This is a genomic window from Rufibacter radiotolerans (assembly GCF_001078055.1).
GTDB classification, from domain to species: domain Bacteria; phylum Bacteroidota; class Bacteroidia; order Cytophagales; family Hymenobacteraceae; genus Nibribacter; species Nibribacter radiotolerans.
On record NZ_CP010777.1, the window covers coordinates 3,346,162 to 3,362,796 of the forward strand.

Consider the following 16,635-nt stretch of genomic DNA (forward strand, 5'->3'; position numbering starts at 1 on the left):
TGAAGAAAGGATTTTAGTTTTAAGCTTCCCACAATCCCTTATCACTTTTGACAGAAGGAAGATCTTGCCTTTTCTCTGGGCGAGACGCCTGGATATACCCTACTGACAGCTAGGCACAGGAAGAGCCACCACCTACTGGCTGCAAAGCAATTTAAAAGAAGACTTTGGGAAAGCAGGAAGCGCCCTTACCTCCCGCCCAAGCTGCCGGCTGCCCATTGCAGGTAGTACTTGGCCTTGCCATACTTCGCCTTAAGCTCATAGAGTTTCACCTGTTGGTTGAGCAGGCTCATTTCCCGGGTATTCACCAGAAACACTGAGCTTTCCCCGTTTTCAAACCGCTGCTGTTCCCCTTCGCGCATAAGGGAGCTGTTGGCAATGATCTGCTCCTGCAGGAGAATCTGCTCTTCCAGCTGTTGCCTTTCATTATAGGCGGCCTGTATCTGGTTCAGGGTTTCGCGGTTGGTTTGCTGCAGCTCCAGTTGAGTGGCATTTATCTTCAGGCGGGTGAGTTGCAGCTTCCCGCGCTCCTGCCTGAGAAATAGCGGGAACCCGAAGCTGGCGCCAAATTTATAGTTATTGGACAGGTACTCGTTCGTTGGCCAGCTTCTGCCCAGAGATCCGCCCGCGCCAATCAGGTTATATTCCAGATTCATTTTAGGCTTAAACTTATCCTGGGCAAACCGCCGCTCTATGTCTAATTGCCGGACTTTGATCTGCAGTTTGGTTACTTCGGGGTGGTTTTCCCGGGCTGTGGTTATGAGGGTAGCCAGGTCTGTAGCAGACAGGGGTTCTGGGTTGGTCCCAATCAGGGAAGGAATCACCGCGGGCGTGATTTCTATAGGTGTATTGTCTTCGCGCCACAGAAAATTAGATGCTACCAGGGCCGCGTTTTGGGCTTCTACCTGCGCCTGCCGCATGAGGGCCAGGCGGTTCTGGGCTTCAATAAGGGCCTCCACGGAGTCTATAGCGGCCAGGTCTCCCTGCACCACCCGCTCCTTTACCGCCTGTAGCCGGGTGTTGGCCAGTTGGTACCCTTGCTGGAAAAGCACCCACCGTTGGTAACTATACGCCCAATCCCAGTAGGCTTTGGCGGCTTCAAAAAGCAGTTTGTTAATGATCTTCACCCGTTCCGCCTCGGCCAGGTCCTGGGCCTGCCTGGCTTGCAACAGGGTAGCCCGGCGCTCATCTATCAACAGCCCCTGCCCAATGGGAACAGAGATGCCAATATAGTTGAGTCCCTCCGGCGGCGTGATATTCTCCCCGTTCACATTTATACCGCTGTTGCGCTCATACCCGGCCTTGACCTCGCCCACCCAGAGGGGCACTTTCAGGACATTGTCCCAGAGGGTGTAATAATTCTTGCCAGATAACTCCTTGTTGTAAAACTTGACATTGGCGGTAGGGTCAAAAGCGCCCCGGGCCATCCTGATCTCCTGCCGGGCCTGGTCAGAGAGTTGGTGCGCCTGCCTGGCCACGGGGTGGTGCAGCGCAATCTGTCGCATAAAGTCATCAATGGGAAACACCCGGGTGCTGTCATTGGCTCGGGCTACTTGACTGCCCATTACCAGCAGCCAGCCTAGAAGCAGGTAAGGGACATACGCGTGGCCTCTCATTTTTCGCTGTCCTCCTGGCTTGGCTTGGCGGCCTTTGCCCCTTTCTCCTCCTTCACCGGACCCACGTAGTCTGGCGGGAAAGCATTGAGTTGGCGCCACAGTTCATAATAGATGGGCACGTCATTGAGCATGGCCCAGCCGTACGCGCCAGAGCCAACCCGTATTGCTTCTGGCCAGGGGCCTTCCTGCGGGTCTGGCACCACCAGCATGCGGTAATTGCCGCCACTGTCTATGTTGTCTATCACGGCTACCTTACCCCCAAACGTACCAAAGCCTACGTTGGGCCACCCAGAGAACACCAAAGCGGGCCAGCCTTCAAACTGCAGGCGTACTTTACGGCCTACCTCTATGAGGGGCACATCCATGGGTTTTACAAATAGCTGCACGGCTAGCTGCGGGTTAGAGGGCATAATAGTGCACACGGCTTCCCCCTCTTTCAGGGTTTCCCCAATACCCGCCTTCAGGGCCCGCACCACATAGCCGTCCTGGGGGGCGGTTATCTGGTAGAAAGAGCTCCTGATCTGCATATTGGCGTACTCGTTCTTCATCTTGGAGATTTCAGCTCGGGTATCCTGCACGTAGGCCCGCGTGGCGTTGAGGTCTGAGCGGGCCTTGGATATCTTGTCCTGGTACTCGGCCTCCAGTGAGGTCAATTCAATACGCGCGTTCAGCAGCTCGTTCCGGCTGATGCCCAGTTTGTTCTGGGTGCCCTGCAGCTTGGCCCGCACTTCCTGTAGTTTCAGACGGCGGCTTTCCAGCTCGGTCAAAGATTTTAAACCCTGCTGATATAGCTTTTCCTGGCGCTTGTACTGGTCCTGGGCTACCTCAAATTCGGCTTTCATGGCCACCACATCGGCGCTGTCGCTTTGCACCTTCATGGTGCCCTGCCGTATTTTGTTGCGGGCTTTCTGCAGGCTGAACTGCAGCCCTTCCTGCAGGGCTTTGATCTGGTTGGTCAGGGCATCGGCCTTGGCCTGGGTGGCTTGTTCACTTCCTTCTTTGGCTTGCACCTGTTCCTGTATGCGCGGCAGCATCTGGGGGTCAAAATATTTTTCCTTCACCTCAGACAGCGTGACAAGGGTATCGCCTTTCTTTACCAGTTGCCCTTCCTGCACCCGCCATTTTTCAATACGACCCGCAATGGTGCTATGCACCGTCTGGGGCCTGTCCTGCGGCTGCAGGGTGGTGACCGACCCGGCCGACCGAATATTCTGGGTCCAGGGGAAAAGCGTGATAATGAAGAGCAAGCCAAACAGGCCAATGCACCAATAGGCGATGGTTTTTCCCATATCTGGCTTGCTTACCAGTTTAAAGGAGTTAAACTGTTCCCACTCCAGTTGGTGGTTGTTTTTAGTGGTTGCCTTTGCCATCTAACTGATTGCCGTTAACTCATCACTTGTTAGTTCCTTGCCTTCCATTTCCCTAATAACATGCCCCTTCTGGAGCAGAACCACCCGGTGGCACAACTGCATAATGAAGGGGTCATTGGAGATGATGATGACAGTCCAGGCCATTTCCGGCTGCAAGAGTCGCCGGCCTATCCGCTCCCGTTGTGCCCTGCCCACAGAGGGAAGAAAATTATCCAGCAACAGCAGTTTAGGCCTTTTGGCAATGCTGCGGGCCAGGGCCAGGCGCTGCACCACACTTGCCGGAATGGTAGACGAGTTACTGCTGACCACCGTCTGAAGCCCTTCTGGCAGCCCTTGTACATAATCCGTCAACTCCACCAGTTCCAGGGCCCAGAGCACGTCATTTAAGGTGACCCCAGGCTGGCCCATGGTGAGGTTTTCACTGATGGAACCCTCAAAAAGATAACCTGGGAGCAAAAAAAGCCCCGTTTGCTCATGCAACACGGTAGTGTCATATTCTTTAAGGGATAACCCGTTATAGGCCACTATTCCCTCATAGTCTGCCAGCACCCCGGCCAGTACTTGGAGCAAGGTAGAACGGCCAGCCTGCTCGGTTCCGGCCAGGCAGACTTTCTGGCCGGGCTCTACCGTCAGGCTTATCCCCTGCAGCGTGGGGTTTCTGGACCCGGCATACTGGTACCCCACGTTCTTCAATTGAATGGAAATTCCTGCGTGCGTGGCCGGGCTTTGGGTAAGCAAGCCCTCTTTTGTTTCTTCGGCGGGCAAGTCTGTCACGCCTCCCAGTTTCTCAAGGCTGGTAAGCACGTCATATACCACATCCAGCTTCACCAGCAGTTTCTCTACGGCATTAATAATTAAGATAATGATAATCTCGGTGGCCACAAATTGCCCCAGGTTGATCTCCTGGTTTACCAGCAACAGGCTACCCATGAGCAAAAGGGCGGCGGTGATGACCGTTTTGAACCCCACAAAGCCGATGTACTGCGTAATGAGCACCTTAAAGTGGGCTTGCCTGGCCTTCAGGTAGCCGCTGGTATAGTAATCCGTCTTTTCAAGGGACAGCTTTTCCTGAGAGGAGGCTTTAAAAACGGTGATAGCACGGCTCACTTCTTCCAGCCAATGCACCAGCCTGTACTTATATTTAGATTCCTCCAGGCTGGTTTTCATCCCTTTGGGGCCTGTGAGGCGTAGCACCAGCACCAGAATAGAAATCATGAGCACCCCAAAGATGATGAAGTAGGGGTGATAGAAAGAGAGCAGGATCACCCCGAACAAGATCTGAATAGCCGCCGCCGAGAAATCTGTCAGCATTTTAGCCAGCCCCTTCTGCAGGGAGATCACGTCAAAGAAGCGGTTCATAAGCTCAGGCAGGTTTTGCACCGCTAGCTGGTCGCTTTTGATCTGGGTGATGCGGGTAGTGAATTCAAAGGCCTTTTTAGCAAAGATCCGCTGCTGAATGTGCTCTACCAATGACAACTGCATTACCTGCAAGCCCCCTACCACCAGTACCCCGATCACAATAAAAAAGATCAGGACAGAAACCGAGGTCACCAACTGTCCGCCAGACACAAACCCTATCAGGCTTTGAATACCTAATGGCAACGATAAACTCACCAGCCCTGAAAAAACCGCATACAGGTAGATAAAGCCAATAACCCGTTTCTCCGGAGCCAGTAACTCTAGGAAACGCTGCATTGGCTTTGGGGCACTAGTTTTTTTGCTCGCCATAAGGGTAACTTTCTGGGGGCTAAACTCTCTTTTTAGTAGTACGACAACGCTTCTGGACTGCAAACCAAATCACGGGGACCCCTAGGCCAGAGTGCAAGGTGTTTAAAAAGGCATGAGAAATTAAAAAGATAGTTCCTTTACATGTCACCATGCCCTTGTTGCGCCTTCTTTTGCAGACGTAAATGCCTCTATCTAGTTCCTCACCTAGTTTCCTAAGGGAAAATCCTAAAAAAGGCTACCATTATCATACGGCATTAAAAAGCATCTGCCAATAAGTAGTAACGTCTTTTTTCTTGGTTTCCTGCAACACCTTTATAATATTCCTCTTCTTTGTTCCTCTTTCACAGGGAACGGTTAGGGAGCCTATGAGGTAATGCACCGTTGTCAGAAGCACTAAACCAGACAGTGGTGAAATTGTTTTAAAATATAGTGAATAAGAACCCTTGCAGAGGAATTTTGCCAGTTCTAGAACTATAAGAAGGAGTTCATGCTCAATCTTGACCTAATATCTATTCCTCTTCCAAAGCATGGCTGTCAGGAGTGTTGCCAGGTCTTAAATGGATGAGAAAACGGGTGCCTACATTTACCACGCTGGAAACCTCTATTTCACCCCCTATGGCGGTCACCTGGGTTTTGACCAGAAACAGCCCTAGTCCTCTTCCTTCGATGTTTTTATGGAACCGCTTGTACAGCTTAAACACCTTGTCGCCGGCTTTCTCCTCATCAAACCCCAAACCATTGTCTCCAAAGAAAATAGCCACCCACTTGACGCTTACCGTGGCTCTGATGGAAATGGTAAGCGGCCTGTCTGGTGACCTGTATTTTATGGCGTTGGAAAGCAGGTTGTGGAAGATACTGAAGAGGTACGCCTTGTTCCCGAACACATAGGTATTTCCAGGAATCTCCAGGTCTATTTTCCCCTCATACGCGTCAAGTGAGTCCCGCAGGCTTTCTACGGCTTCCAGGCAGATTCTCCGCAGGTCAATGCTTTCCATGCTCACCGTATCTTTCTGCACGCCTATGGAGAGAATCTCGTTCAGGTCTTTCAAGACAGCATCAATGGAGATAACGCTTTTGTCAAGGTGCCGCAGGGCTACGTCAAAGTTCTCTGAGTTCTTGTCAAAGACAGAGAGGAAGCGGGTCAGGCCAATGACGTTGGCTACGGGCGCCCTAAGGTTATGGGAAACAATATAAGTAAACTGCTGCAGATCCCGGTTTTGCCTATACAGGTCACGGGTGAGCTGAGCCTGGCTTTCATCTGACTTTTTCTGCAGAGTGACATCTGTCTGAATAGCAATAAACCGTATGATCTTGCCCGAGCTGTCTTTCACCGGAGACACATCTATCTTCACCCAGAACTCCTCACCGGTTTTCTTGAAATTGAGTACTTCATCTGAGAAAGGCTCCCCTTTCTGGTACCTCTCATAAATTCTTCTGGAAGTTTCCAGGTCGGTGCCGGGTCCTTGCAGCAGGTTACTGGGCGTTTTCCCCAAGGCATCTTCCAGGGTATAGCCGTTAAGGTTGGTGAAGCCCTGGTTTACCCACTGGATCAGGCCGTTGGCATCCATGATGACTACGCCATTGGTGGTCTTGCTGGCCACCAGGGAAAGCATACTGAGCTCCCGCTGGTAATTTACCCGTTGCGTGATGTCCAGCATGTGCACCGAAATACCTTCCTCAGCGGGGAAGAACTTCACTCCCAACCAGATTTCCTTTTGAGGTAGAAACGTTTCAAAGGTAACTGCCTGGCCTTTGGCCCTTAACCATTGATAATGCTTGTTAAACTCCCCGGCCAGCGCTTGCGGGAAAACCTCTTCTATGGTCTTGCCCAGGCTCTTATTCTTATCCAGGTCCAGTAGCCGCTCTAACTCACTATTGACAAAGGTAAACCGCAACTCCTTGTCCAGGGTAAAGAAGGCGTCGGTGAAGCTTTCCAGAATGGTGTTGAACTTCTGCGCCTGTTTCTGAATGGTTTCATAGGCCCGCACCATGGTGGTAATATCTTTGGCAATGGTTTCCACCCCAATGGTAGCCCCATTCACTGAGAGCGGGTACATGACCATGTCAAAGATCTTCCGGTCGCCGTTTCGGGCGGCCAACTCCATGTCAAACCGCATGGTACCGCCCAATAAGGCTTCTTTGAAGTACCGGGTGCTCAGGTCGGCGCTCTCCGGGGCCATAAAGGAGGAAACGGGCTGGTCTATTACCTCGTCGGGCTTGAAACCCAGCACCTGGTGAAACGCCTGGTTTACTTCATTGATCTGACCGTCGGGGTTCTGGTGGAAAATGGCGTCTGGGTTCTTCTCAAACAGGTTGCGGTATTTCTGCTCGCTTTCCAGCAGGCTGTGCCTGTTTTGCGTCTGGCTGGTAATGTCCCGGGAACTCACCACCAACCCTTTGACACTGGGGTTCTGGAGCTGGTTGCTCACATAGGTCTCCATCCATTTCCACTCGCCGTTGGCCGCCTTAAACCTAAAGCCCTCTAATTTAATGTAGTTTTTAGAGATAAGAAGGGACTGGAACTTCTCCAGCGCCAAAGGCAGGTCTTCTGGGTGGATTAACTCAAAGGCGCTTTTAGCTATTAACTGCCCCGGCTCGTAGCCCAATATTCTCCTGATGGAGCCGCCCACATAGGTGTAAACCCCTTCTTCATTAACCAGGGCCACCATGTCTGCCCCATATTCTACCAGCGCCTCAAAAAGCTCCTCTTTTTCCCGGAGCTGCCTGATGGCCAACTGCTTTTCGGTAGCATCGCGGCCCACGCAGTAATAGGCATCCTCTTCCTCCACCCAAGTAGCTGACCATTCAATGGCAACTTCCTGCCCATTTTTATGGATATAGAAATTTTCATAAAAAGTAAGATGGGGGCTTGTCTCCAAGGCAAGGGAAGCCTCTTTTAAAGCAGGCAGGTCTTGGGGCCTGATAAAGTCTGTGAACCTACGGCCTATCAGTTCCTGGGGAGTATAGCCTAACAGGTGGGTACTGGCCTCATTAATAAAATTGAAGTGCCCGTTGCTGCTAATAATGCAGTGCAGGTCTAATGAATAATTCATTAGTTTTTCAAAAACACTTACAGCTTGCCCCGTACCCATTCAGCTTTACTAGATATAATTAAACAAAGCATCAGCAGCCCTGTGACCACTGAAGCCACCTCTTGATAAGTACTTTTACAGGAAGGAATAATTGGCAAGTAAAGAAAGGGAAATAAATTTATCATTGCTACCCTAAAATAGGTATCCGTTAACTTTCCTGGCTTGAAAAAGCTGTACGTAAAAATACGTATTCTGGCCGGCTCTACCTCTTTATTAATCTCATTCACAGACATTCACCGCCCAAAATGTATAGTCAGGCGAGCCCCTGTTTCTATCGTCCTTGAAGCAAAAGCATGAAAGCAGAAAACCCTCCCGAAGAAGAAACCCAAAGGGACTCCTACGGAAGGGTTTTCTGGAACAGCAAAAGCACTCTTTTGCCTTGGCCCAGGATGCTTAAATTTTCTTCAGGCCTTTCAAATCATTGTTGCTGGCTTCTTTGATACTGACCGCCAATCCGCCCCCCGAGGCCAGTCTTTGCTTGAGAACGCTTTTGGAGGTAACTACCACTTTCTGCACGGTGTAGCTCTGTGGCTTCTTGTCATAGCTGGCATCTGCACCGTCTGCGTAAATGGTGGCCAGGTATTGCTTGCCTTTAGGTAAAAAAGAGAAGGAAACGGTAGCCGTGCGCGGGTTCTCATCGGTTACGCCGCCCACGTACCACTCGTTTTTGCCTTTGGCCTTGCGGGCGGTGGTAATGTAGTCACCGGGCTCCGCCTCCAGCACATAGGTTGCATCCCAGTCAAGGGCCACGTCTTTAATGAACTGGAACGCGTCTGGGAACCGAAGGTAATTCTCCGGCAGATCTGCCGCCATCTGCAGCGGGCTGTACATGGTCACGTAATAGGCCAGTTGTTTTACCAGGGTGGTGTTCACATTGTTGCCGTGGCCGGTGCTGTAGTAAGAAAGATCGGTCTGGAAGATACCAGGGGTAAAGTCCATAGGGCCGCCCATCAAGCGGGTGAAAGGCAGAATGGTGGTATGCTCCGGGGTAAGGCCGCCCATAGCCTCAAACTCAGTGCCGCGGGCAGATTCCTGGGCAATCCAGTTAGGGAAGGTGCGGTTTAGACCGGTGGGCCGGACGGCCTCGTGGCTGTTAACCATGATCTTGTAATCGGCGGCGGTTTTGGCAACGTGTATATAATGGTTTACCATCCATTGGCCGTCATGGTGCTCGCCGCGCGGAATAATGGGTCCCACGTAACCGGTCTTCACGGCATTGTAGCCGTTGTCTACCATAAACTGAAAGGCTTTGTCTAGCCGGCGCTCATAGTTGGTGGCCGAGGAAGAGGTTTCATGGTGCATCATGATCTTCACGCCCTTAGAAGCGGCGTAGGCCTGCAGCTCTTTCACGTTGAAATCTGGGTAGGGCGTCACAAAGTCAAACACCTCTTCTTTCCAGTTGCCAAACCAGTCTTCCCAGCCAATGTTCCAGCCTTCTACCAGCACGGCGTCAAACCCGTGGGCCGCCGCGAAGTCAATATGGCGTTTCACGTTCTCGGTGGTGGCGCCGTGGCGTTTGTTGGGGGTGTACTTGGTAAAGTCGTCGGTGAGTTTGGTATTGGTCTCGGTGCTGTAGCCCCAGGAGCTTTTACCGGCCACAAAATACTCCCACCACACGCCAATGTATTTCACGGGCTTGATCCAGGACACGTCCTGGTACTTGGTGGGCTCGTTCAAATTCAGGATCAGCTTGGAGGCCAGAATCTCGGTGGCTTTGTCGCTTACCACAATGGTACGCCAGGGGCTCTGGGCGTCTGTCTGGATGTAGCCTTTGTTGCCCACCGCGTCTGGGGTCAGGTGCGCGCTCATTTTCAGGTTCTTCGCGTCTACGTTCAGGTGCATGGCCGGGTAATTGATCAGGCCTGCCTCATGAATATTGATGTACAACCCGTCTGCAGATTTCATCATGGAAGGCGTCTGCACCGAAGGGTTCTTGATAGGCGTTTGCGCAGAGATCTGGACGGTGGCCTTTTTCTGCAGGCCCGGGATCTCAGAGACCTTGGAGGTAGTGTACGGGTACTCGTTGGTGTCATAATCCCCCGGAATCCAGAAGATCTTGTGGTCCCCGGCCAGGTTGAACTCAGTGTTCTCCTCTTTGATGATAAAGTAGTTCAGCTCTTTCTGCTTAGGGAACTCATACCTGAAGCCCAAGCCGTCATTGAACAACCTGAACCTGATCTGGATGTAGCGGTCCTTTGGGGTTTTCTGGGAAAGGGTCACCAGCAGCTCATTGTAGTTGTTCCTGATAGTCTTCTGTTCGCCCAGAATGGGCTCCCAGGTGTCATTCACCGTTTTCTGGGCGGTATTGGTCACCGTGAACCCTGTCATGAGGGAACCAGCGTCTTTGGTTTCCAGGCCCAGGGCACTGGGCTTTATGACCGGTTTGCGCTTGTAAGTGAGTTGGTAAGAGGGCGCCCCGTTGGCCTTCAGCTCAAAGGTAAGGGTAAGGTTCTTGTCTGGGGAGGTAATGACCTGCGCCTCCGCGAAAACGGCAAGGGCAAAGACATATAAAAAGAGCAGTAGTTTACGCATGGACAGATGGCTTAAATAGTCAGTCTAACAAATAGAGCCGCAATTTAAGTCTTCCTTTTGATTTGCCTTGCTTCTGGCAGAAATGTTGGGCGCAAGTAGGCTGGCTGGCAATTGGCGCCACGGGTGCAAAGACTAAGGGAAGCAGAACCTAATCTATTGCCTGAGCGGATGCCCAGGGATAAAAGTTATTTCCGTTTTAAGGCCATTTCCCGGAAAACAGGCCGAAAACAGAGGCACCCAGATTTAACTAAAATGAGGCGAGCAGGATCTTCCAGCCTGTAAGGGAAGAGACCGGGAAAGATTTTTTTTACTGATTGGAATAAGAGCTTAAAAGGAAGTTTCCCCTGACGTTTGGTTTACCGTGAACCCTAATTGTTGGCTATACAAGGCCTTTAAAGCGCTAAGCTTCTCCTGAGATGTTTTGCTGATCTCTTCTGCCGAGACAAAGCCTGCTGTTTCTGAAGTGATGACCTCTCCGAAGAAAGAGTTGTTTTCTTGCTGAGGTGCTATTTGCTTTTCTTGCGTGTTTTCTTCCATATACCCAACCATTTACCGTCAGAATAACAAAATTAACAACCTGATTGTTTTATTTAACGACAATTAGGCCAATCACGGTATTTAACCCATGAAAGCCCTTTTTGCGCCGTTAAATGAAAAACACCATTTAATTATCCTATTTAGGGCCTAAAATTGGCCTTGCTCTGCAAATGCAGTAATTTTACACTATACCCGCTTTTTTTACCTGCGTGACGTTTAATTAACATGCCGCTGCTTCCTTCTTCTACTTACCATTCACCCGCTTACCTTTTCAATGGGCATCTGCAGACTATTTTGCCCAGCAAGTTGAGGCGCAGCCCCGCTGTTACCTATAACCGTGAGCGGATTACCACCCCAGATGATGATTTTCTGGACCTAGATTGGGCTAAAACGGGCTCAGAGACGCTGGTTGTCTTGTCACATGGGTTGGAGGGAGATACGCACCGGCCGTATATGACCGGCATGGCGCACGCCATGAACAAGGCCGGGTATGATGCTCTGGCCTGGAATTTCAGGAGCTGCAGCGGGGAACCCAACAAACTGCTCCGCTCCTACCACATGGGCGCCATGGAAGACCTGGACCTGGTGGTGCGCCACGCCCTGCACACGGGACGGTACAGCACTATTTTTCTGGTAGGCTTTAGCATGGGCGGCAACCTTACTCTCAACTACCTGTCACAGTGGACGGAAAAAGTACCGCCCCAAATAAGCCGGGCCGCCGTCTTCTCTGTGCCTTGCCACATGAAAAGCGCCTGCGTGCAGCTGGCTAAACCCCAGAACCGCATTTACATGAAACGGTTCCTGAAAACCTTGCACGAAAAACTGCAGGAAAAAGCCCGCCGGTTTGACGTTGACCTCCAGGGCTTCCAGAGCATTATGTCCTTTGAACAATTTGATGACCGCTACACGGCTCCCTTCCATGGCTTTAAAAACGCCGAGGACTACTATGAGAAATGCAGTTCGGTGGCCCATCTGCACCGCATTACCGTTCCCACGCTGTTGGTGAACGCGCAGAATGATCCTTTTCTTTCTAAGGAGTGCTTTCCCGTGGAACAAGCCCTGCAGAACCCTAACTTCTACCTGGAAATGCCCCTGGAGGGCGGTCACGTAGGTTTCTCTGAAGGCTTCTTCCAAGGGCTTTACTACTCAGAACGCCGCGCCGTGGAGTTTTTCCAGCAAACCCTCTGATTGCGTTTTGGACCTGTTTTCAGGAAAACAGGCCCAAAACAGGCTTTGGCCATCGGCTTGTTAAGCAGGAGTGAAATATAAAAATTATTAACCTTCCCCTGCGCCTATCAACCATTTGTACCACAGTGGGTTACCAACTTTCTTACTATCCCATTTTAAGCCTGTTTTAAAAAAAACGGCCCTAAAACACATGACAACCGGTTTTCCGGCGTTCCTTCTGCGTGACCAGAGGGTGGATTATCCCCCTGAAACGCGTTGGCCTTTGCCTAAAACCATGCACCGCATCTTGAATTATTTTCTTATAAAAGGGTGAATGGTTTATCTTTGGCTCTACTTGGAACAAGCCGTTAAGTGATTATTTTGAGCAACTTATCCAAAACGTACTCCCTGGCCCTATTAAGCCTGCTTTTGCTTTTAGGTTCCTGCGGAAAATCTTCTTACTCCACCTTCAGCAAGCCCGAGGAGAAATACCGCTCTGCCCGTGAGATTGCTGCCCTTAAGAAAAAAGAACGCCTGGAACGCCGTGAGGCCAAGCGGTCTGGCGGTGGCAAAACCCTCAAAGAGATTCACATCTCCAGCAAAGGCAAGAAAACATCGCGCAGCGTGGCCAGCAACAAAGCCATGCGCCGCGAAATAGAGACGGTTATCTCCACGGCCCGCTCTTTCAGGGGCACTCCTTACAAATTTGGGGGCACTAGCCGCGTAGGCATGGACTGCTCAGGCCTGCTGTGCACTTCTTTCCAGGCCATAGACGTGCAACTTCCCCGCACCTCCAGCCAGCAGAGTGAGTTTGGGCAACCCGTACCCATTCACCAGCTGCAGCCCGGCGACCTGGTTTTCTTTAGCTCCAGCAAAAGCGTCTACAACATTACCCACGTGGGCCTGGTCACAGAGGTGAAGGACGGGGACGAGATCTGGTTCATTCATTCATCCACCTCCCTGGGGGTAAAAGAAGACAACCTGTTTTCCCCGTATTACCAGCGAACCTTTGTAAAGGCGGTAAGGCCGGCCATTTAACGGCAGAGGCACAAAAACGTTATAAGTCAAAATGATGGTTAAGAGATTGATGGGAAGAGAACTTATTTTTTGAAAAACCTTCAAAGAATATAGGCAAGCCTCACTTTCTAATTAAATTTTCTCAAAACCTGCTACCAATTCATTAAGCCCCTGTAGCTAACTAAAACAAAATCTTGAAATTAAGTTGCCCCCGGTCATGGCGTACAAACAAATTTAGTCTCTATATTTGTCGTGTCAATTTACTGACCGCCCAATGATTCCTTCCTCTACGGAGAACTCATTTCCCTTTCTTAGATGCTCTGTTAACATTCTTAATGTTAACTTAACATTAGCTCTGCCTTCTTTTCTATTCACCTGTTTTATTTTTGCACAAAAAAAACCCTTTATGAAAAACCTCTTTACCCGATTGATGCTCATCGTGGTGATGTGTTTGCCGGTGCACCTTAGCTGGGGCCAAGGCGCCACTACCGCCTCTATGAACGGTACTATCACTGACGGTAGTGGAGCTGGCCTGGCCGGTGCTACTATTGTGGCAATTCACACACCTTCCAACACCCAGTACGCGGCTAGCGCCGATGCCAATGGCCGTTTCAACCTGCAAAACCTGCGGGTAGGTGGTCCTTACACCATTACCTCCACATATGTGGGTTACCAAGACCAAAAGAGAGAAAACGTATTCTTAGCGCTTGGCCAAAACCTTAAACTTGATTTCACTTTATCTCAAAGCGCCGTTGGCCTGAGCGAAGTACAGGTAGTAAGCGAGCGCGGCGCTGTGATCAACGCTGACCGTACCGGTGCTTCTACCAACGTTTCTCGTGAGCAGATTGAGCGTCTTCCTACGCTTAACCGCTCTTTAACAGATTTCACCCGTTTAACGCCACAGGCCTCTGGTAACTCTATTGGAGGTGCCAACAACCGTTACAACAACATCACCATTGACGGTGCTGTAAACAATGACGTGTTTGGTCTGGCTGGCAGCGGTACCCCAGGTGGTCAGGCTGGTACGCAGCCTATCTCTCTGGACGCTATTGACCAGATTCAGGTGGTATTGGCTCCTTATGACGTGAAGTCAGGTAACTTTACCGGTGGTGGTATCAACGCCGTTACCCGTTCAGGTACAAATAACATGGAAGGTTCTGTTTACGGCTTTCTGCGTAATGAAAAGACGGTAGGTAAAGACCCTATCACAGACACTAAAGCCGCCGACTTCAAAGACTACCAGACTGGTTTCCGTGTAGGTGGTCCCGTAATCAAAGATAAATTGTTCTTCTTCCTGAACGGTGAGATCACCCGCCGCTCTGAGCCTCTTTTGAACAACCTTGGTGATGCCGGTTCTATTGTACCACAAGCAGATGTAAGAGCTATCTCTGAAAGACTGATCTCTAAGTATGGCTATGACCCAGGCAGCTTCGGTCCATTAGACCGTCGTACTGAAAGCAACAAGTTGTTTGCCCGTTTAGACTGGAACATCTCTAACCTTCATCAGTTAACTCTGCGTCACAACTTTGTTGATGCCTTTGATGACAACATTTCCCGCTCTAACAGCACGTTCCGCTTTGCCAACAACGCGTACGAGTTCTCTAACACCACCAACAGTACCGTAGCTGAATTGAAAAGCCGTTTCTCTGAAAACCTTTCTAACAGCTTAATTGTAGGTTACTCCAGAATCCGTGACAAGCGTGACACCCCAGGTGGCTTGTTCCCACAGGTGACCATCAGATTCAACGGTAGTGGTAGTAACACCATCACCGCTGGTACTGAGCGTAGCTCGGCCTTCAATGAGCTGGATCAGGACATCCTGGAATTCACTGACAACCTGACCCTTTTCAAAGGAAACCACACGTTCACTTTCGGAACGCACAATGAGTTCTTCAGATTCCGGAACCTTTTCGTGAACAACGGTAACGGTTACTTCCAGTTCAACAGCCTGCAAGACTTCCTGGACGAGAAACCTTTCCAGATTGAGCAGACGTACTCCGCAGACCCTACCAACCCTAAACCAGCCGCTAAGTTTGATGCTGCCCAGTTAGGCTTCTACGCCCAGGATGAGATCTCCCTTACTGATAACCTGCGCGTAACGCTTGGTCTTCGTTTAGACGTACCAGTTATGCCAGACACTCCCGCCCGCAATGAGAAGGTAGAGACCGCTTTTGACAAATACCCACAATACACTGACCTGAGAACAGATGACACCCCTAGCGGACAATTGCTATGGGCGCCACGTGCCGGTTTCAACTGGGATGTGTTTGGTGACAAAACCCTGCAACTACGTGGTGGTTCTGGTATCTTCACCGGCCGCGTTCCTTTTGTGTGGTTATCTAACCAATTCACTAACAACGGTATCACGTTCAACTCTTTGTTCTTAGGCAGCCAAACCAAAACCGGTCAGTTTACTTCTAACATTGACGATATCCGTAAATATGGCGCTGCCGGTACTACTTCAGAGATCAACCTGGTAACCTCAGATTTCAAGATCCCACAAACATGGCGTACTAACCTTGCCGCTGACTATGTACTTCCTTTGGGCATTATTGCCACCCTGGAAGGTATCTACTCTAAGACCCTTAACGATATCGTCTACAAAGACATTAACCTGGTGAACCCAATTGCCAGCCTATCTGGTCCAGACAGACGTCCATTGTACCCAACTTCTTCTTCAGCCAGAAGAATTAGCCAGGATTTCACCAACGTTATTCTGTTAGACAACACCAACAAAGGCTATACTTACAGCTTAACTGGTCAGTTACAGAAGAACTTTGACAGCGGCATCAACACCATGGTTGCCTATACTTACGGTGAGTCTAAAGACGTGAACAGCGGTGCCAGCAGCACAGCTAGATCTAACTGGCAGTTTAACCAGGTGGTAACAGACCCTAACAACCCTGAGCTTTCCTACTCTCGCTTTGACATCCGTCACCGCGTAATTGGTTCTGGTGGTTATACCATCAAATGGTTGAACAACTTCAGCACCTCCATCTCTCTGTTCTATGAAGGACAATCTGGTTCTCCGTTCACGTACCTGTACTCTCAAGACTTGAACTCTGATGGAAACACTGGTAATGACCTGATGTTTGTACCACGTGTAAGAGAAGACATTGTTCTAAATGATGTTAAAAACTCTGCCGGCGTGGTAACCCTTTCTGCTGACAAGCAGTGGGAAGATCTTAATGCCTTCATTGAGAATGATGAGTACCTGAAAACCCGCAGAGGTCAGTACACTGAGCGTAACGGTGCCCGCACTCCTTGGACTCACCGTGTAGACCTACGCGTTGCCCAGGATATCTTCGCTGACCTTGGTGGAAAAAACCACACCTTGCAGTTAACGCTAGATGTGTTCAACGTAGGTAACGCTATCAACCAAGACTGGGGACGTAGCTACTTCGTAAACAATGCGGCCGTTGAGTTGGTAAGATTCGCTTCCCGTGATGCTAACAACCGTCCTTCTTTCACCTTTAACAAGCCAGCTGCAGATGTTTGGACTACTTCCTTCTCTTCAAGATGGCAAGGACAAGTTGGTCTGCGTTATATCTTCAAATAATCAATCTCTGATTACTTTCT

General features: G+C 50.3%; 9 protein-coding genes. 3 read left to right on the forward strand and 6 right to left on the reverse strand.

Features of this window, described 5'->3' with window-relative positions; translation table 11 throughout:
- Nucleotides 1–185 precede the first annotated feature (185 nt).
- The 6 genes from TH63_RS13745 to TH63_RS13775 all read right to left on the reverse strand — a co-directional run bounded on the left by TH63_RS13745 (nt 186) and on the right by TH63_RS13775 (nt 10,872).
- Complete coding sequence (locus TH63_RS13745) at nt 186–1,613, reverse strand: TolC family protein (protein ID WP_076606494.1); 1,428 nt, start codon at nt 1,611–1,613, stop codon at nt 186–188.
- Nucleotides 1,610–2,983 carry an HlyD family secretion protein gene (locus TH63_RS13750; protein ID WP_048921444.1) on the reverse strand — a complete coding sequence of 458 codons (1,374 nt, stop codon included), beginning with the start codon at nt 2,981–2,983 and terminating at the stop codon, nt 1,610–1,612. The genes TH63_RS13745 and TH63_RS13750 overlap by 4 nt, the downstream gene beginning before the upstream one ends.
- Nucleotides 2,984–4,678 carry a peptidase domain-containing ABC transporter gene (locus tag TH63_RS13755; protein WP_048921445.1) on the reverse strand — a complete coding sequence of 565 codons (1,695 nt, stop codon included), beginning with the start codon at nt 4,676–4,678 and terminating at the stop codon, nt 2,984–2,986. It abuts the gene before it with no gap.
- A gap of 542 nt (nt 4,679–5,220) precedes the next feature.
- On the reverse strand, nt 5,221–7,764 hold the full coding sequence (locus TH63_RS13760) for a PAS domain-containing sensor histidine kinase (protein WP_048921446.1): 2,544 nt from the start codon (nt 7,762–7,764) through the stop codon (nt 5,221–5,223).
- A 432-nt stretch (nt 7,765–8,196) separates the two neighbouring features.
- Complete coding sequence (locus tag TH63_RS13770) at nt 8,197–10,335, reverse strand: glycoside hydrolase family 97 protein (RefSeq protein WP_048921448.1); 2,139 nt, start codon at nt 10,333–10,335, stop codon at nt 8,197–8,199.
- A gap of 327 nt (nt 10,336–10,662) precedes the next feature.
- On the reverse strand, nt 10,663–10,872 hold the full coding sequence (locus TH63_RS13775; RefSeq protein WP_156180617.1) for a hypothetical protein: 210 nt from the start codon (nt 10,870–10,872) through the stop codon (nt 10,663–10,665).
- Nucleotides 10,873–11,097: 225 nt separating this feature from the next.
- On the opposite strand from TH63_RS13775, the gene TH63_RS13780 reads away from it, so the two are divergent.
- From TH63_RS13780 to TH63_RS13790, 3 genes are all read left to right on the forward strand, one after another.
- Nucleotides 11,098–12,060, forward strand: a complete 963-nt coding sequence (locus TH63_RS13780; protein ID WP_048921450.1) for a YheT family hydrolase — start codon at nt 11,098–11,100, stop codon at nt 12,058–12,060.
- Between the two features lie 360 nt (nt 12,061–12,420).
- On the forward strand, nt 12,421–13,077 hold the full coding sequence (locus TH63_RS20725; RefSeq protein WP_231583478.1) for a C40 family peptidase: 657 nt from the start codon (nt 12,421–12,423) through the stop codon (nt 13,075–13,077).
- A 385-nt stretch (nt 13,078–13,462) separates the two neighbouring features.
- The gene (locus TH63_RS13790; RefSeq protein WP_053093816.1) at nt 13,463–16,615 is read left to right on the forward strand and encodes a TonB-dependent receptor; all 3,153 of its coding nucleotides are present in this window, start codon (nt 13,463–13,465) and stop codon (nt 16,613–16,615) included.
- Nucleotides 16,616–16,635: the final 20 nt, after the last annotated feature.